This window comes from Agrococcus phoenicis, from assembly GCF_047302415.1.
In the GTDB taxonomy this organism is placed as follows: Bacteria; Actinomycetota; Actinomycetes; order Actinomycetales; family Microbacteriaceae; genus Agrococcus.
The window spans coordinates 1,844,566-1,861,075 of sequence record NZ_CP154854.1 but is presented as its reverse complement, the minus strand read 5'-3'; the positions used below and the strand labels follow the sequence as shown (position 1 = coordinate 1,861,075).

The window sequence follows — 16,510 nt, the reverse complement described above, 5'->3', positions numbered from 1 at the left end:
ACCGTCCGGCCGGGGCGAGCACATCGCCCCGGCCGGACCCATTCATCCGGTCCTCCGACTTCGCAGGGAGCCTCATGACTACCGCTGCACCGGCCGCTCCGAAGGCCGCTGTCAGGAACAGACCCGCCGACATCGTCTTCAAGGCGATCTCGACCACCGCGGGCGTGCTGATCCTGCTGGCGCTGGGCGGCGTGGCGATCTTCCTCGTCGCACAGGCCGTTCCCGCGATCATCGGGCCGATCCCCGAGTCGGAGGGCGCCAACTTCTGGAGCTGGGTCTGGCCGCTCACGTTCGGCACGCTCTGGTCGGCGTTCCTCGCCATGGTGATGGCCGTGCCGCTCGCCGTCTCTATCGCGCTGTTCATCACGCACTTCGCGCCCCGCAGGCTGGCCCAGTTCCTCGGCTACCTCGTGGACCTGCTCGCCGCGATCCCCTCCGTCATCTACGGCCTGTGGGGCATCACGGTCCTCGCGCCCTTCCTGCTGCCCGGCTTCGCCTGGCTCGGGCAGAACCTCGGCTGGATCCCCCTCTTCTCCCCGCCCGCCTCCGGCACGGGACGCACGATCCTCGCCGCGTCGATCGTGCTCGCCGTCATGGTGCTGCCGATCATCACGGCGCTCTGCCGCGAGATCTTCCTGCAGACGCCGCGCCTCAACGAGGAAGCAGCGCTCGCCCTCGGCGCCACGCGCTGGGAGATGATCACCATGGCCGTCCTCCCGCACGGCCGCTCGGGCATCATCGCCTCCTCGATCCTCGGTCTCGGGCGCGCCCTGGGCGAGACGATGGCGGTCGCGATGGTCCTCGCGTCCTCCGGCGCCATCACCTTCGTCCTGATCGGCTCGCAGAACCCCTCGACGATCGCTGCCAACATCGCGCTCCGCTTCCCCGAGGCGCACGGCATCACCGTCAACATGCTGATCGGATCGGGCCTCGTGCTGTTCGCGATCACGCTGCTCGTGAACGCCATCTCGCGCCTGATCATCGCCAAGACGACCGTCGACGGAGGTCGCTGAGCCATGACCACCACCATCGCCCCTGCGCGACAGGCGCAGAACCCCCTCACCGCAGGCCAGCTGCCCGCGTGGGCGCCCTGGGCGCTGCTCGGCGTCTGCATCGCCGTCGGCGCCGCGGTCGCCGGCCTCATCGCCGGCGCATCCGGCTCCTCCTTCAGCGTCGTCATCGTCGCGATCGTGGGCTACGTGCTCTACCTGGTGGCCGTGACGGTCGTCAGCCAGCTCATCGAGGGCGGCCGCAAGGCCACCGACCGCTTCGTGACGGGCCTCGTCATCGGCGCCTTCCTGCTCGCGCTCGTGCCGCTGATCTCGCTCATCGTCACGGTCGTCGCCAACGGCCTGGCGCGGTTCGACGTCGAGTTCTTCACGTACACGATGCGCAACGTCGTCGGGGAGGGCGGCGGCGTGCTGCACGCCATCGTCGGCACCGTGCTGGTGACGCTCTGGGCCGCGATCATCTCGGTGCCGGTCGGCATCTTCACCGCCATCTACCTCGTGGAGTACGGCCGGGGTGCGCTCGCGAAGGCGATCACCTTCTTCGTCGACGTCATGACGGGCATCCCCTCGATCGTGGCGGGCCTGTTCGCCTACGCGCTCTTCGCGCTCTTCGCCGGCGAGGGCGTGCGCAGCGGCTTCGGCGGCGCCGTGGCGCTCAGCCTGCTGATGATCCCCACCGTCGTCCGCTCGACGGAGGAGATGCTGAAGCTGGTGCCGAACGACCTGCGCGAGGCCTCGCTCGCGCTCGGCGTGCCCAAGTGGCTCACGATCTGGAAGGTCGTGCTGCCCACGGCCCTCGCGGGCATCGTCACGGGCGTCACGCTCGCGATCGCCCGCGTCATCGGCGAGACGGCGCCGCTGCTCATCATCGCCGGCTTCACGACGAACATGAACTACAACGTGTTCGACGGCCGCATGATGACCCTGCCGGTCTTCGCCTACAACCAGTACATCAGCCCGGGCGTGCAGGAGCAGGCCTACTTCGACCGCGCGTGGTCGGCCGCCCTGGTGCTCATCCTCATCGTCATGATCCTCAACATCGGCGCGCGCGTCATCTCGCACTTCTTCGCGCCGAAGTCTGGAAGGTAACGCAAGCATGTCCAAGCGCATCGAGATCAACGACCTCGACATCTACTACGGCAGCTTCAAGGCGGTCGAAGGAGTCTCCGTCGACATCGAGCCCCGCGCCGTCACCGCCTTCATCGGCCCGTCCGGCTGCGGCAAGTCGACGGTGCTCCGATCGATCAACCGCATGCACGAGGTCATCGCGGGTGCGTGGGTCGACGGCGAGGTGCTGCTCGACGGCGCCAACCTGTACGGCCAGGGCGTCGACCCGGTCAACGTGCGCCGCCAGATCGGCATGGTCTTCCAGCGCCCGAACCCGTTCCCGACGATGACGATCCGCGAGAACGTGCTCGCGGGCGTGCTGCTCAACAACCGTCGCATGTCGCGCAGCGATCAGGACGACCTGGTCGAGCGCTCGCTGCGCGGCGCCAACCTCTGGAACGAGGTCAAGGATCGCCTCGGCGTGCCCGGCTCCGGGCTCTCGGGCGGCCAGCAGCAGCGGCTCTGCATCGCCCGCGCGATCGCCGTCAGCCCCGACGTGCTGCTCATGGACGAGCCCTGCTCGGCCCTCGACCCGATCTCGACGCTCGCGATCGAGGATCTCATCGAGGAGCTCAAGACCGAGTACACGATCGTGATCGTGACCCACAACATGCAGCAGGCGAGCCGCGTGAGCGACAAGACCGCGTTCTTCAACATCGCCGGCACGGGCAAGCCCGGCAAGCTCATCGAGTTCGACGAGACCGCGAAGATCTTCTCGAACCCGACGGTGCAGGCCACCGAGGACTACGTCTCCGGCCGCTTCGGCTGATCTCGTCGCCGCCGGCGGGCGGTCTCCTCTGCTCGGGCCGCGCGCGGCGGGTGCGCCGCTACGGCTCGCGCGGCGCGTGCGTCTCGAGGCCGACGAGCGCGGGGGTCTCGCCCGTTGACACGTGCAGCACCGTGAACTCGGCCGTGTGCAGCATAGAGGCACGGTGGGTGCGCTCCGACTCCAGCGCATCCGCCGCATGCACCACCGCGGTGACGATCTCCGGGATCACGGGCGCGTGGCTGCACAGCACCGTGCCGCGGCGCTTGCGCACGGCCTTGGCCACCCGGCGCTCGATCGCGCCGCGCAGCCCGCCGTGGTCGCTCTCGTGCGCATCCTGGCTGATCTCGGCGCGCGCCTTCGGCTCGATGCCCGTGAGGCGGCGCAGCGGCTCGACGGTCTGCAGGCAGCGCGTCGCGTCGGAGGTGAGGATGCGCGACGGCGCGAAGGCGGCGATGCCCGGCGCGACCTGCGTCGCCTGGCGCTCGCCCCGCGGCGTCAGCCTCCGCGAGGCGTCCGTGCCCTCCCAGTCGAAGGGGTTGGCCGCCTTCGCGTGCCGCAGCGCGATGATCGGGAAGGTCTCGGCGTGCCCGGCAGCGAGCCGCTCCTCGAAGCGCTCGATCACGACCACGTCGTGCCGGTAGGAGCAGCGCCGCTTCGCCTCGGCCAGCGGCAGCCACTCGAGCGCCAGGATCTCGTCGTTGGGCGCGAAGCGCGCCTCGGCCGCCTCGACCTCCGCCTCGTCGACCGCGGCCTGCCAGTAGTAGACGACCTTGTCTCGACCGTCGGGCAGCCGATACTCGCTCTGGGGCAGGGGAGCGCCGAGCGCGATCCGCAGCCCCGTCTCCTCCTCGATCTCGCGCACGGCGCACTCTGGGAGCGTCTCGCCGGGGTCGAGCTTGCCCTTCGGCAGCGAGTGGTCGCGGTGCTGCGTGCGCTCGACGAGCAGCACGAGCACCTCGCCGTCGACGCGCCTCCAGACCAGCGCTCCGGCGGCGAGCACAGGGCGCCCCGGGCTCGCCGGGCTCATCGGGACGACCGCTTGCGACGCTGGATCTGGATCATGCGGTCGCGGTGCAGGTCGTCGAGCGGCGTGCCGTCCTCCGCCTCGAACCGGCGCGTCCAGGTGCCGTCGGGCTCGCCCCACCATCCTGCCGTCCGCGGCGACATCGCCGTGTCGAAGTGCTGCTGGATGTCGCGCATGTGCTCGGAGGAGGTGAGCTGGATGAGCGTCTCGACGCGGCGATCGAGGTTGCGGTGCATCATGTCGGCCGAGCCGATGAAGACCTCCTCGTCGCCGTCGTTCCAGAAGGCGAACACCCGCGAGTGCTCGAGGTAGCGCCCCACGATGGAGCGCAGCACGATGTTGTCGCTCAGCCCGGGCACGCCCGGCTTGATCGAGCAGATGCCGCGCACCCACAGCTGCACCTCGACGCCGGCGCGGCTCGCGCGGTAGAGCGCATCGATGATCTGCTCGTCGACGATCGAGTTCACCTTGAGGCGGATGCGGGCGCGCCGACCGGCGCGCGCGGCCCGCGTCTCGCGCTCGATGCGGCCGAGCAGGCCCTTCCGCAGGTGCCTGGGGGCGACGAGCAGCCGCTGGAACGACTTCTCCTTGGCATAGCCGGAGAGCTCGTTGAACAGGCGCGTGATGTCGCGGCCGACCTGGTCGTTGTCGGTGAAGAGGCCGAAGTCCTCGTAGATGCGGCTGGTCTTCGGGTTGTAGTTGCCGGTGCCGATGTGGCAGTAGTGCCGCAGGCGGCCGTTCTCGCGCCGCACGATCATCATCAGCTTGCAGTGGGTCTTCAGCCCGACGATGCCGTACACGACGTGCACGCCCGCGCGCTCGAGCTGGCGCGCCCAGCGGATGTTGGCCTGCTCGTCGAACCGGGCCTTCACCTCCACGAGGGCCAGCACCTGCTTGCCGGCGGCGGCGGCGCGGATGAGCGCGGCGACCACGGGGGAGTCGCCGGAGGTGCGGTAGAGCGTCTGCTTGATCGCGAGCACGTCGGGGTCGCTCGCGGCCTGCTCGAGCAGCGCCTGCACACTGGTCGCGAACGACTCGTAGGGGTGGTGCACGAGCACGTCCTTGCGCGTGATCGCCTGGAAGAAGTCGGTCTCCTCGTCCTGATCCGTGGGCAGGAACGCGGGCGAGGTGACGGGCACGCGCTTCGTGTAGTGGAGGTCGGGGCGGTCGATGCCGGCGAGCTGGAAGAGCCCGGTGGCATCCAGCAGCCCGGGCAGCTTGTACACCTCGTTGTCGGTGATGCCGAGCTCGTCGACGAGCAGCTCGAGCGTGTCGTCGTCGATGTCCTCCGCCACCTCGAGCCGGATGGGCGGGCCGAACTTGCGGCGCGAGAGCTCGTGCTCGAGCGCCTTGATGAGGTTCTCGGTGTCGTCCTCGTCGATCGTCACATCCTCGTTGCGCGTGACGCGGAAGACGTGGTGCTCGACGATCTCCATGCCCGAGAACACCTCGTCGAGGTTGTTCGAGATGAGCTCCTCGAGCGGGAGGAAGCGCTGCGAGGTGCCGTTGCGTGCGACCTCGACGAAGCGCGGCAGCACCGCCGGCACCTTCAGGCGCGCGAACTGCTCGTCGTCCTCCCCGGGCACGCGCACGCGCACCGCGAGGTTCAGCGAGAGGCCCGAGATGTAGGGGAAGGGATGCGCTGGGTCGACCGCGAGCGGCATCAGCACGGGGAAGATGTCGTCGTCGAAGCGCTGCGACATCGTCTCGCGCTCGCTGTCGCTCAGCTCGTCCCAGCGCACGACGGTGATGCCCGCCTCGTGCAGCGCCGGGCGGAACGACTCCTCCGTGCAGCGGGCGTGCCGCAGCTGCAGGCCGTGGGCGCGCTGCACCACCTCGTCGAGCAGCTGCTGCGGCGCCATGCCGACGTTGGTGGGCACGGCGAGCCCGGTGGCGATGCGGCGCTTGAGCCCTGCGACGCGCACCATGAAGAACTCGTCGAGGTTGGAGGCGAAGATCGCCAGGAAGTTGGCGCGCTCGAGCAGCGGCGTCGAGGGGTCCTCCGCCATCTCGAGCACGCGCTGGTTGAACTCGAGCCAGGAGAGCTCGCGGTCGAGGAACCGGTCGGCGGGCAGGCCGTCCTCGGTCTCGACGCCCTGCATCTCCGCCGACCAGGCGACCTCCTCGTCGAAGTCGTCGCGATCGAAGTCGGCCTCGTTGGCGTCGTGGAAGGTGCGCTCCTCCTCGAGCGTGCGCGCGGTGCGCTCGAGGCGGGTCTCCTCGGTCGAGCCAGCGCCGCTCGCAGCGGTGTCCATCGCGCGAGCGTCGCTCGCAGTGCCGTCGGTCATGCCGTCATTGTGTCAACTGCGGGTGAACGGCGCGCGACGTCATCGCGGGTCGCTGCCCGGCGCTGCGCGCCGCCATCGCACGTCGATCGCCCACTGCTCGAAGCCGGCGCGGCGGTAGAGCGCGAGCGCAGCCTCGTTGTCGCCCTCGACGTACAGGTGCGCGGTGGTCGCGCCCACCGCCCGCATCCGCACGAAGGTCGCCTCGAGCATCCGGCGACCCAGGCCCGCGCCCTGCCGGTCGGGCGAGACCCCGAGCACGTAGAGCTCGGCGACGTCGGCCTCGCCGCCGCCGGTCGCCGGCTTCACCCAGGTGAAGGCATCGAGCCCGCGCTGGCCCGGCGCGACCACGAGGTTGGCGTCGTCGTGCCAGGGCTCGGCCATGCGCGAGGCGAGGTCGTCGGCGCTCATGCGCCCCTGCTCGGGGTGCGAGGCGAAGGCTGCGGCGTTCAGGGCGAGCAGCGCGGATGCGTCGGCCTGCTCGAACGCGCGGGTCCCGTCGGGCAGCCCGTCGGCCGGGTCGGTCGCGGCCGGCACCGGAGCGCGCAGCTGCAGCAGCGTGCGCACCCGTCGCATGCCGAGCCGCTCGGCGATCGCCCGCGATCCGGGCAGGTCGCCGTGCGCCCAGGCGTCGAGCTCGCCGAGCTCGTCGGCGACGCGCGCTGCGAGTGCTCCGCCGAGGCCGCGGCGTCGCCGATCGGGGTGCACGGCCAGCTCGACCTCGTGCTCGGCGTCGCTCACGATCGCGAGCGCGTCCGCGTCGCCGATCGCCCGCCGCTCGCCGCGTCGCAGCTCGACGAGCGCCTGGTCGTTGAAGGGCGGCACGCCGTCTGCGGCGAGGCTCGCGGCTCCCAGCGCCTCGGCGAGCGCGATCGCGTGCGCGGCCTCCATCAGTCGTCCTCCCGCTCGAAGCGGTAGCCGACGCCCCGCACCGTGCCGATCAGCCGCTCGAGGTCGCCGAGCTTGGCCCGCAGGCGCCGCACGTGCACGTCGACCGTGCGCGTGCCGCCGAAGTAGTCGTAGCCCCACACCTCGCTCAGCAGCTGCTCGCGGGTGAACACCCTGGCCGGGTGCGCCGAGAGGAACCGCAGCAGCTCGAACTCCTTGTAGGTCAGGTCGATCGGCTTCCCGTCGACCTTCGCCTGGTAGCTGGCCTCGTCGATCGTGAGGCCGCTGGTCGAGACGGGCTCTGCCGTGCGCGCGGCGGCGGCGAGGGCGAGGCGGATGCGCGCCTCGAGCTCCGCGGGCCCGGCGGAGTCGAGCACGATGTCGGCGACCGACCACTCGGCGGTGACGGCGGCGAAGCCTCCGTCGCTCAGGACCAGCAGCACCGGGGCGGGATCGTGCTCGAGCAGGCGGCAGAGCGCCTTCGCGGCGGCGAGCTCGACCGCACCGTCGACGACGAGCAGGTCGCCCTCGGGAGCGCGCGCGGCAGCCTCCGCCGAGACCGGCAGTGTGCTCACGCGGTGCTCGAGGAGCTCCAGGCTGGGCAGCACGTCCTCGGCTCGGCGGGTGAAGACCACGACGTGCGCCATCCAACCTCCCGGTGTCGATCCTAAGCCGGTCTGATACCCACCGCGACCGGTGCGCACTCTCGGCCACGCATCCGACACCCCGGGGCGCGCTCGTCGCACGTGCGCCATGATGGTGGCCATGAGCACTCGAGGCCGGCCGTGAGCGACGGCGTCGCCGCGACCGACGACGGTCGTGCTGCCGGCGGGGCCGGCGGCGTGCTGTCGTGGCAGTGGGCGAGCGTGTGGCCGGTCTGGCTACTCGCCGCCATCGGCGCCGCCGTGGTGGGCGTGCTGCAGCCGAGCGACGGCATCGTCTGGCTGCCGATCGTGCTGGGCGCGTGCACGCTGGTCGCCTTCGGGATCCAGCTCGGCGGGCCCACGGTGCCGGGCCTCGTGGGGCGGCTCGCCTCCGCCATCTTCGGCTCGGTCGTGGTGCTCGCGGTCGCCAGCGCCATCCTCGTGCCGCTGACGGTGCTCTGACGCGCGGATCGCGCAGCTCGGCGCCCGGGCGGCGGCGAGGGCGAGGCGGTAGGATCGTGCCATGGATGCCATCCCCGTCGTCGCCCTCGAGATCTTCTTCACCGGTCTGCTCGGCCTCGCGATGCTCGCGATCCTCGGCACCTCGTACGTCGTGATCCGCAACCTCTTCCGGGGCCAGCGCTAAGCGATGCTCGAGCTCGACCCGACGCTCCCGGCAGAGCTGGGGCCGCTCCAGTGGCTCGTCGGCACGTGGGAGGGCACCGGCGTGCTCTCCTTCCCCGTCGGCGCCGGCACCGTCGAGCGGGAGTTCGGCCAGCGCATCTCGTTCGAGCATCACGGGCACCCGTACCTCAGCTACCAGGCCTACGCGTGGCAGCTCGACGACGAGCTGACCCCGCTGGCGGCCGAGAGCGGCTTCTGGCGCCTCGCGCGCCCCTCGCACGAGGCCGACGCCGGGCCGGGCATGCTGCCGGCGCGGGAGGCACCGGCCTTCGGCGATGCCGAGGCGGTGGAGGGTCTGCGGCGGGCTGACGGCGGCTTCGACCTGCAGGCGCTCATCTCGCACCCCACGGGCGTCGCCGAGCTCTACCTCGGCACGATCACCGGCCCGCGCATCGAGCTCGCGACCGATGCCGTGCTGCGCGGCGCGGGCGCGAAGGAGCACAGCGCCTCCACCCGCATGTACGGCCTGGTCGAGAACCACCTGCTCTGGGCGTGGGATCTCGCCGCCCTCGGGCGCGGGCTCGAGAGCCACGCCTCTGCCCGGCTGGCGCGCCAGACGCGCAGCGAGGCGAGCGCGACGTGACGGCGGCTGCGCTCGCGTCGACGATCCCGAACGCGGTGCTCGACGAGGTGACCGGTCTGCCGCTGCACGTCGGCAATCCCGTCGCCGAGCAGCGCCGCCTGGTGGCCGGGGGCCTGGTGCTGCTGCCGCGCGACGTGCTGCGGCTGACCGGGCCAGACACGCTGCCGTGGCTCGACTCGATCACGAGCCAGGCCATCGAGCAGCTCGACGACGGCGCCTCCACCGAGACGCTCGTGCTGTCCCCGGTGGGCCGCATCGAGCACGTGCTGCGCCTGCTGCGCGAGGGCGACGCGCTCTGGGTGCTCGTCGATGCGGGCACGGGCGACGCGCTCGAGGCGTGGCTGACGCGGATGCGCTTCTACAAGCAGGTCGAGATCGAGCGGCCAGAGGTGGTCGTCGTCGGCACCGCCGGCGTCGCCCCGCTCGGGCCGACCTGGGTCGACGGCTGGCCGGAGATCGCGCCCGGGGGCGTGCGCTACGGCGAGCCGACGGGGGAGCCGTGGGCGTGGTCGGAGGCGATCCTCGCGCCCGAGCAGGCGGCGACGCTCGCGCCCGAGCGCTTCGTCGGCAGCCTGGCGGCGGATGCGCTGCGCATCGCGGCCGGTCGGCCCTCGCTCGCCGAGGTCGATGACCGCACGATCCCGCACGAGCTCGACTGGCTGACGACCGCCGTGCACCTCGCGAAGGGCTGCTACCGCGGGCAGGAGACGGTCGCGAAGGTGCACAACCTGGGCGCTCCGCCCCGTCGCATCGTGCTCCTGCACCTCGACGGCAGCGAGAACGGCCAGGCCGCGGCCGGCGATGCGGTGCTCGCGGGCGAACAGGTGGTCGGGCACGTGACCTCCTCCGCCGTGCACCACGAGCTGGGCCCCATCGCCCTCGCGGTCGTCAAGCGCTCGGCTCCGGCCGATGGCGACCTGGTCGTCACTGCGGCTGACGGCATCGCGGTCGCCGCGGCGCAGCAGCTGCTCGTGCCGCCGTCCGCCGGCCACGCGCACCGCCCGCCCCGCCTGCCCCGCCTCGGCGCCGTCACGCGACCCGCCCCCACCCCGTAGCCCGACGCGCGGGCTCGGCCCCCACCCCGTAGCCCGACGCGAGGGCTCCGCCCTCACCTCCGTAGGTCGAGGAGCGCGCGTGCGGAGCCAGTGCAGGCCATGAGGTCGTACTCGCGTGGGTCCCCTGCGGTTTCGTGACGGCTGCCGGCCTGCGGCCCGCGGCCTCCTCCACCTGCGGGGTGCTGCGGCCCGCGCCCTCCTCACCCTGCGGGGGCGGGCGCGGGAGCGACCGCCGACCACGCGACCGTCAGCTCGCCCAAGCGCCACCGCGCGGGGCCGCCGGTGACCGGCCAACCCGCCGCGCGCATCCGCCCCACCGTCGCCACCCAGCGCTGCACCGCGCCGAAGTCGGCCAGCGGCGCCTCGACCGCCCACGCCCGGTCCAGCTCCGCGAGCAGCGCGTGGACGCGCTCGCCCGGCACGTTGCGGTGGATCAGTGCCTTCGGCAGCCGCTCGCGCACGACCGACGGCGCTTCCATCGCGCCGCTGCCCAGCTCGTCGACCTTCAGCGCGATCGTCAACGACCGCGGGCCCCCAGCGTCGAGCGCCACCCACGAGCACACGCGCCCCACCTCGTTCGACGTGCCCTCCACGAGCAGCCCCCCAGGGGCCAGCCGCCCGAGCATCGCCGCCCAGTGCCCCGCGACCTCGTGCTCGTCGTACTGCCGCAGCACGTTCATCGCCCTGATGACCTGCGGCCGTCGCGGCGCCGCCACCTCGAAGCCACCGAGGGCGAACGAGACTCGGGCGTCGGATGCGATGGCCCGCCCGTAGCGCGTCGGCCCGGCAAGGCGCGCCTCGGCGAGCTCGGCCGTCGCGAGCGCGACACGAGCCGGATCGATCTCGAGCCCGAGCACCTCGACGGCGGGGTTCGCGCGCGAGAGCCGCTCGTGCAGCTCGAGGCTCGTCGTTGCGCTCGCGCCGTAGCCGAGGTCGACGACGAGGCAGCCTGGCACGCGCGCCGCGGGCTGCGCGGCGATCCAGCGGTCGACGCGACGCAACCGGTTCACGCCGGTCGTGCCGCGCGTGATGCGCCCCAGGTGCTTCGCCACGGCTCCCATTCTCCGGTGCGGGGTGGCGCGGCGCGCACGAGCCATGCGTGTGGCACCTCGTCGCCCGGTTCGGCGAGCCCGTCATTGGTTAGGCTGGCCGCATGACCGAGCGCACCCTCATCCTGCTCCGCCACGGCCAGTCCGACTGGAACGAGAAGAACCTGTTCACCGGTTGGGTCGACGTCCACCTCACCCAGCAGGGCCAAGCGGAGGCGAAGCGCGGCGGCGAGCTGCTGCGCGAGCGCGACCTGCTGCCCGACGTGCTCTACACCTCGCTGCTCGCGCGCGCGATCCAGACCGCGAACATCGCGCTCGACGCGGCCGAGCGCTCGTGGATCCCGGTGCACCGCTCGTGGCGGCTCAACGAGCGCCACTACGGCGACCTGCAGGGCAAGGACAAGGCAGAGACCCTCGCGGAGTACGGCGAGGAGCGGTTCATGATCTGGCGCCGGTCGTTCGACACGCCCCCGCCGCCCATCAGCGACGACAACGAGTACTCGCAGGCCGACGACCCGCGCTACGCCGACATCGACGGCGAGGTGCCGAAGACCGAGTGCCTGAAGGACGTCATCGACCGCTTCCTGCCCTACTGGGAGTCGACGATCACGAAGGATCTGGATGCTGGGAAGACCGTGCTCGTCACCGCGCACGGCAACTCGCTGCGCGCGCTCGTGAAGCACCTCGACGGCATCTCCGACGACGACATCGCCGCGCTCAACATCCCCACCGGCATCCCGCTGGTCTACCGGCTGGGCGACGACAACATGCCGCTCGGCCCGGGGGAGTACCTCGACCCCGAGGCCGCCGCCGCAGGCGCCGCCGCTGTCGCGAACCAGGGCAAGCACTGACCCCGCTGCAGTGAGACGAGGGCCCCGCAGCGCAGCGCTGCGGGGCCCTCGTCATCGGCCGTGCGGCCGGCGGCTCACTCGCCCGGCTGCACCGGCTCCTTCGCCAGCTCTGCCCGCGCATCCTCGTCGCCGACCCAGTCGCCGGTCGCGAGGTACTGCACCTTCTTGGCGATGCCGACCGCGTGGTCGGCGAAGCGCTCGTGGTAGCGGCTGGCGAGCGTGGCGTCGACGGTGGTGTGCGCCGCGCCCTCCCACTCGGTGCCCAGCACGTGCGAGAAGACGTCCCGGTGCAGCTTGTCGACCGCCTCGTCGGCCTGCAGGAGGCGCTCGGCGAGCGAGAGGTCCTGCGTCTCCAGCAGGTCGCGCAGCATCTTGGCGATCTCGATGTCCTGCGCGCCCATCTCGGCGAAGGTCGGCTGCAGCGACTCGGGCACGACCTGCATCGGGAAGCGGTAGCGCGCGAGCATCGCGATGTGCCGGGCGAGGTCGCCCATGCGCTCGAGCGACGCCGAGATGCGCAGCGCCGACACGACGATGCGCAGGTCGCGGGCGACGGGCGACTGGCGAGCGATGATGTCGATCGCGAGCTCGTCGAGCGACGAGGCCTTGTCGTCGATCACCGGGTCGGTCGCGATGACCTGCTCGGCGAGCTGCACGTTCGAGTCGCCGAACGCGCGCACCGCGGACTCGATCGACACCACCACGTGGTTGGCGATGTCGACGAGGCGGTCCTGCACCTCGGCGAGCTCCTGCTGGAATACGTCGCGCATGCTTCTGCTCCTTGTGGTGTGCCTCGGTGCATCGGGGGATGGGGTACGAGTCGAACTCCGAGTCTCCCTCCGCCAGGTTACCGCCGGGTGTCCATCGCCTGAACCTGCGGGGGCGGTCGCGCAGATCGGAGGTGCGGCCTCCGGCGCCCGGATACGATCGAGGCGTGGATGCGTCCTGGTACGTGCTGCTCGCACTCCTGCTCGGCTTCGCGTTCGGTGCCGGCTCCGTGCATCTGCTGGGGCTCGCCGCGCAGCGAGGGCGCCAGGTGATGGCGATCGCGAGCGAGCCGATCCCCGACGGCATCGTCGCGATGGTCAACGTGCTCGAGTCGGCGGGCATCGTGCTCGACGGCTCGAACCAGGTGATCCTCTCCTCGCCCGGCGCCGATGCCCTCGACCTCGTCGACGGGCGCGAGCTGCGGATGCGGGAGATGGCGGACGCGGTGCGTCGCGTCTGGCGCACCGGTGAGTCGGAGGTGCTCGACCTCGCCTACCGTCGCGGCCGGATCGGCATCGGCACCGAGATGCAGCTGCGGGCGCGGGTGGCCCCGCTCGGCAACCGCTTCATGCTCGTGCTCGTCGCCGACCGCACCGAGGAGCTGCGGCTCGCGGGCGTGCGGCGCGACTTCGTCGCCAACATCAGCCACGAGCTGAAGACGCCGATCGGTGCGCTCACGCTGCTGGCGGAGGCGATCGAGGCCGCGGCGGAGGATCCGGAGCGGGTGCGCGCCTTCTCGCAGCGCATGCAGGTCGAGGCCGACCGCTTGGGTCGCATGACGAAGGAGCTCATCGACCTCTCGCGCATCCAGGCCGACGATCCGCTGGACGAGGCGGAGCGCTTCCCCGTGTCGCGGCTCGTCGACGTCGCGGTCGACCGCAACCGCGTGCTCGCCGACGCCAAGCGCATCCGCATCATGCCCCGCGTGCTCGACGAGGCCGACATGATCGGCTCGGAGGAGCTCGTCACGATGGCCGTGCAGAACCTGATCTCGAACGCCGTGCAGTACTCGCCGGAGGCCACGCACGTCGGCGTCGGCGTGCGCGTCGTCGACGACGTGATCGAGATCGCCGTGACCGACAAGGGCGTCGGCATCGCCGCCGAGGAGCAGGAGCGCGTCTTCGAGCGCTTCTACCGGATCGACCCGGCGCGCAGTCGCGTGACGGGCGGCACGGGCCTCGGCCTCAGTATCGTGAAGCACGTCGCCGTCAGCCACGGCGGCGAGGTCACGCTGTGGTCGCGCCCCGGTCAGGGCTCGACGTTCACCCTGCGGCTGCCTGCCGCCCACGCCCCTGTCCACGAGGAGACTGCATGACGACGCGAATCCTGATCGTCGAGGACGAGACGGCGCTCGCCGAGCCGCTCGCCTACCTGCTCGAGCGCGAGGGCTATGAGACGGCGCACGCGCCCGACGGCAACGCGGCGGTGCAGATGTTCGAGCAGCAGGGCGCCGACCTCGTGCTGCTCGACCTCATGCTGCCGGGGCGCAGCGGCACCGAGGTGTGCCGGCACATCCGCCAGAGCTCGCAGGTGCCGATCATCATGGTGACCGCGAAGGACAGCGAGGTCGACACGATCGTCGGGCTCGAGCTGGGCGCCGACGACTACGTGACCAAGCCCTACTCGACCCGCGAGCTGGTGGCGCGCATCCGTGCCGTGCTGCGACGCCGCGCGGTGGAGGAGGAGGACGACGACGACGCGGTGGTCGAGATCGGCCGCGTGCGCCTCGACGCCGACAGCCACACCGTGCACGTCGACGGCGACGAGGTGGCGATGCCGCTGCGCGAGTTCGAGCTGCTCGAGTACCTGATGCGCAACGCCGGCCGCGTGCTCACGCGCGGGCAGCTGATCGACCGCGTCTGGGGCAGCGACTACTTCGGCGACACGAAGACGCTGGACGTGCACGTCAAGCGCCTGCGGGCGAAGATCGAGGAGGACCCCTCGAACCCGACGCGCGTGGTGACGCTGCGCGGTCTGGGCTACCGCTTCGAGCGCTGAGCGCCGGTCAGTCGGCGACGGGCGCGAGCGTCTCGTAGCCGACGACCTCGGTCGAGATCGAGGGCACCTCGAGCCCCACGGGCTCGGCGCCGTCAGCGGTGAAGGACACGTTGTGGAGCGAGCCGAAGGTCAGCTCGCTCGGCGCGGGCAGCAGGAGCTGCTGCTCAGGGAAGCCGTACGTCGTCACGCCCTCCGGCACGCGCACCTGCTCGACCGCGTCCTCGAAGCGCACCTCGACGAACGTCGCCTCGCCCGAGTTCGTGAACGTCGTCGAGAGGTTCAGCTCGTCTCCGTCGGGCTCGCCGATCAGCATGGCGTTGTGGATCAGGACCGTGCCCGTGCTGCCGGAGACGCCGTCGGAGGGGTCGTACTCGATCGTGGTCGCCTGCGGCGTGATGAGGTTGCAGCCGGTCGCTGCGAGGGCGACGACGACGGCTGCGACTGCTGCGGCGGCGATGCGGTGCTGCACGGGGACCCTTTCGACGGTGGACGAACGCCGATCAGGTGCGGGTGGCGCCGTCTGGATGAGTCTAGTACGCGCCTCCTCGCGTGCGCGCAGAGGTGCTGACCGCAGCGAGAAGGGCGAGATTCAACCACGGTCGGCGGGCGCTGGCGAGCGACACGCTGTGATAAAATCAAGGTTCTGGCTATGACGAGGAGCATTCGATGAACTTTGAGGTCGGAGAGACAGTCGTCTACCCCCACCACGGCGCTGCGACGATCACCGAGGTCAAGGTGCGCAAGGTCAAGGGCATCGAGATGACCTACCTCAAGCTCAACGTCGCACAGGGCGGTCTCACGATCGAGGTCCCCGCTGCCAACGTCGACATGGTGGGCGTGCGCGATGTCATCGGCGAAGAGGGCCTGGATCGGGTCTTCGAGGTGCTGCGCGCAGACTTCACCGAGGAGCCCACGAACTGGGCGCGCCGCTACAAGGCGAACGTCGAGAAGCTCGCTTCCGGCGACGTCATCAAGGTGAGCGAGGTCGTGCGCGACCTGAGCCGCCGCGATCAGGACCGCGGCCTCTCGGCCGGCGAGAAGCGCATGCTCGCGAAGGCCCGCCAGATCCTGGTGTCGGAGCTCGCGCTCGCGGAGAAGACCGACGAGGATGCCGCGGCCGCACGCCTCGACGAGGCGCTCGCACCCGCGAGCTGACGCACTCCGGTCGTCGCGCAGCGCGAGCTGCAGCAGCGATCTGGCGCAGAGCTGAGGCACCCGCTCCCCAAGGGCGGGTGCCTCTCTGCGTGCCCTCTACCTCGTCGTCACCAGCATCAGGCGCACGAGGCCGGCGAGGGTGCTCGCGAGCGAGCCGATCAGGCCCACGACGAGCAGCGCCGTGCCGCCGTTCCCGGTGACCATGAGCGCGAGGCCCGCGAACGCGAGCGTCACCGCCACCAGCAACCACACGAGGGTGCGCTCGCCCTCGCGGTAGAGGCCCTGCGCGTTCTGCTCGGTGACCGGGGTCGGGTAGTTGAAGGAGCGTGGGCGGGTCGAGAGCCAGCCGAGGAGCGCCCCCATGCCGACCGCGAGGCCGGCGAGCCACAGCACGCTCGCCTTGCTGCCCCAGGCGTCTGCCTCGCCACCCGGGCCGAAGTGCGTGGGGAGGACATCGGGCAGCGAGGGGTACTGCGCCACGAGCCACACGGCGATCGCGGCGCTGCCGAGCAGCGCTGCCAGGCGCAGCCGCCGCGTCACCGCACCCGTGGCGTAGGTGCGAGCGGGGCGAGCAGCGCGAGTCATCGCCTTCGAGCCTAGCCAGGCGGGATCGACGGCTGGGCGGCGGCGCACCGTGCGT

General features: G+C 71.5%; 19 protein-coding genes. 11 read left to right on the top strand and 8 right to left on the bottom strand.

Features of this window, described 5'->3' with window-relative positions:
* The first annotated feature begins 74 nt into the window (after window positions 1-74).
* Genes pstC through pstB form a run of 3 tightly spaced genes read left to right on the top strand, consistent with a single transcriptional unit; the run spans window position 75 to window position 2,886 of the window.
* The gene (gene pstC, locus AA0Z99_RS08920; RefSeq protein WP_413316744.1) at window positions 75-1,013 is read left to right on the top strand and encodes a phosphate ABC transporter permease subunit PstC; all 939 of its coding nucleotides are present in this window, start codon (window positions 75-77) and stop codon (window positions 1,011-1,013) included.
* A gap of 3 nt (window positions 1,014-1,016) precedes the next feature.
* Window positions 1,017-2,099, top strand: a complete 1,083-nt coding sequence (gene pstA, locus AA0Z99_RS08915; RefSeq protein ID WP_413316743.1) for a phosphate ABC transporter permease PstA — start codon at window positions 1,017-1,019, stop codon at window positions 2,097-2,099.
* Window positions 2,100-2,106: 7 nt separating this feature from the next.
* Entirely contained in the window at window positions 2,107-2,886 is a 780-nt protein-coding gene (pstB, locus tag AA0Z99_RS08910; protein ID WP_413316742.1) for a phosphate ABC transporter ATP-binding protein PstB, read from the top strand.
* 58 nt (window positions 2,887-2,944) lie between these two features.
* Here pstB and AA0Z99_RS08905 read toward each other — a convergent pair whose 3' ends face one another.
* The 4 genes from AA0Z99_RS08905 to AA0Z99_RS08890 all read right to left on the bottom strand — a co-directional run bounded on the left by AA0Z99_RS08905 (window position 2,945) and on the right by AA0Z99_RS08890 (window position 7,730).
* Window positions 2,945-3,913, bottom strand: a complete 969-nt coding sequence (locus AA0Z99_RS08905) for an NUDIX hydrolase (RefSeq protein ID WP_413316741.1) — start codon at window positions 3,911-3,913, stop codon at window positions 2,945-2,947.
* A complete protein-coding gene (locus AA0Z99_RS08900; protein ID WP_413320819.1) occupies window positions 3,910-6,165 on the bottom strand; it encodes an RNA degradosome polyphosphate kinase in 2,256 nt (751 codons plus the stop codon). Before AA0Z99_RS08900 ends, AA0Z99_RS08905 begins: the two co-directional genes overlap by 4 nt.
* Window positions 6,166-6,237: 72 nt before the next feature.
* Window positions 6,238-7,086 (bottom strand): mycothiol synthase, encoded by an 849-nt coding sequence (gene mshD, locus AA0Z99_RS08895; RefSeq protein WP_413316740.1) that lies wholly within the window; start codon window positions 7,084-7,086, stop codon window positions 6,238-6,240.
* Window positions 7,086-7,730, bottom strand: coding sequence for a winged helix-turn-helix domain-containing protein (locus tag AA0Z99_RS08890; protein ID WP_413316739.1), 645 nt, complete (start codon window positions 7,728-7,730; stop codon window positions 7,086-7,088). Before AA0Z99_RS08890 ends, mshD begins: the two co-directional genes overlap by 1 nt.
* A gap of 138 nt (window positions 7,731-7,868) precedes the next feature.
* On the opposite strand from AA0Z99_RS08890, the gene AA0Z99_RS08885 reads away from it, so the two are divergent.
* From AA0Z99_RS08885 to AA0Z99_RS08870, 4 genes are all read left to right on the top strand, one after another.
* Entirely contained in the window at window positions 7,869-8,189 is a 321-nt protein-coding gene (locus AA0Z99_RS08885) for a hypothetical protein (RefSeq protein ID WP_413316738.1), read from the top strand.
* Between the two features lie 61 nt (window positions 8,190-8,250).
* Window positions 8,251-8,373, top strand: coding sequence for a hypothetical protein (locus AA0Z99_RS08880; RefSeq protein ID WP_413320902.1), 123 nt, complete (start codon window positions 8,251-8,253; stop codon window positions 8,371-8,373).
* A gap of 3 nt (window positions 8,374-8,376) precedes the next feature.
* Window positions 8,377-8,994: an FABP family protein gene (locus AA0Z99_RS08875; protein WP_413316737.1), complete on the top strand. Its 618-nt coding sequence runs from the start codon at window positions 8,377-8,379 to the stop codon at window positions 8,992-8,994.
* Complete coding sequence (locus AA0Z99_RS08870; RefSeq protein WP_413316736.1) at window positions 8,991-10,049, top strand: YgfZ/GcvT domain-containing protein; 1,059 nt, start codon at window positions 8,991-8,993, stop codon at window positions 10,047-10,049. Before AA0Z99_RS08875 ends, AA0Z99_RS08870 begins: the two co-directional genes overlap by 4 nt.
* A gap of 200 nt (window positions 10,050-10,249) precedes the next feature.
* Here AA0Z99_RS08870 and AA0Z99_RS08865 read toward each other — a convergent pair whose 3' ends face one another.
* Window positions 10,250-11,110 (bottom strand): class I SAM-dependent methyltransferase, encoded by an 861-nt coding sequence (locus AA0Z99_RS08865; RefSeq protein ID WP_413320817.1) that lies wholly within the window; start codon window positions 11,108-11,110, stop codon window positions 10,250-10,252.
* 92 nt (window positions 11,111-11,202) lie between these two features.
* Between AA0Z99_RS08865 and AA0Z99_RS08860 the strand changes: the two genes are divergently transcribed.
* On the top strand, window positions 11,203-11,949 hold the full coding sequence (locus AA0Z99_RS08860; protein ID WP_413316735.1) for a phosphoglyceromutase: 747 nt from the start codon (window positions 11,203-11,205) through the stop codon (window positions 11,947-11,949).
* Between the two features lie 74 nt (window positions 11,950-12,023).
* Here AA0Z99_RS08860 and phoU read toward each other — a convergent pair whose 3' ends face one another.
* Window positions 12,024-12,719: a phosphate signaling complex protein PhoU gene (gene phoU / locus AA0Z99_RS08855; protein ID WP_413316734.1), complete on the bottom strand. Its 696-nt coding sequence runs from the start codon at window positions 12,717-12,719 to the stop codon at window positions 12,024-12,026.
* 164 nt (window positions 12,720-12,883) lie between these two features.
* Here phoU and AA0Z99_RS08850 point away from each other — a divergent pair, with 164 nt between their 5' ends.
* Complete coding sequence (locus AA0Z99_RS08850) at window positions 12,884-14,032, top strand: sensor histidine kinase (protein WP_413316733.1); 1,149 nt, start codon at window positions 12,884-12,886, stop codon at window positions 14,030-14,032.
* Window positions 14,029-14,715 carry a response regulator gene (locus AA0Z99_RS08845; RefSeq protein WP_413316732.1) on the top strand — a complete coding sequence of 229 codons (687 nt, stop codon included), beginning with the start codon at window positions 14,029-14,031 and terminating at the stop codon, window positions 14,713-14,715. The genes AA0Z99_RS08850 and AA0Z99_RS08845 overlap by 4 nt, the downstream gene beginning before the upstream one ends.
* Window positions 14,716-14,722: 7 nt before the next feature.
* Here the strand turns inward: AA0Z99_RS08845 and AA0Z99_RS08840 are convergent, their stop codons facing one another.
* The gene (locus tag AA0Z99_RS08840; protein WP_413316731.1) at window positions 14,723-15,184 is read right to left on the bottom strand and encodes a hypothetical protein; all 462 of its coding nucleotides are present in this window, start codon (window positions 15,182-15,184) and stop codon (window positions 14,723-14,725) included.
* A gap of 197 nt (window positions 15,185-15,381) precedes the next feature.
* Here AA0Z99_RS08840 and AA0Z99_RS08835 point away from each other — a divergent pair, with 197 nt between their 5' ends.
* Entirely contained in the window at window positions 15,382-15,870 is a 489-nt protein-coding gene (locus tag AA0Z99_RS08835) for a CarD family transcriptional regulator (protein WP_413316730.1), read from the top strand.
* A 96-nt stretch (window positions 15,871-15,966) separates the two neighbouring features.
* Here the strand turns inward: AA0Z99_RS08835 and AA0Z99_RS08830 are convergent, their stop codons facing one another.
* Window positions 15,967-16,455, bottom strand: coding sequence for a DUF1648 domain-containing protein (locus tag AA0Z99_RS08830; RefSeq protein WP_413316729.1), 489 nt, complete (start codon window positions 16,453-16,455; stop codon window positions 15,967-15,969).
* Window positions 16,456-16,510: the final 55 nt, after the last annotated feature.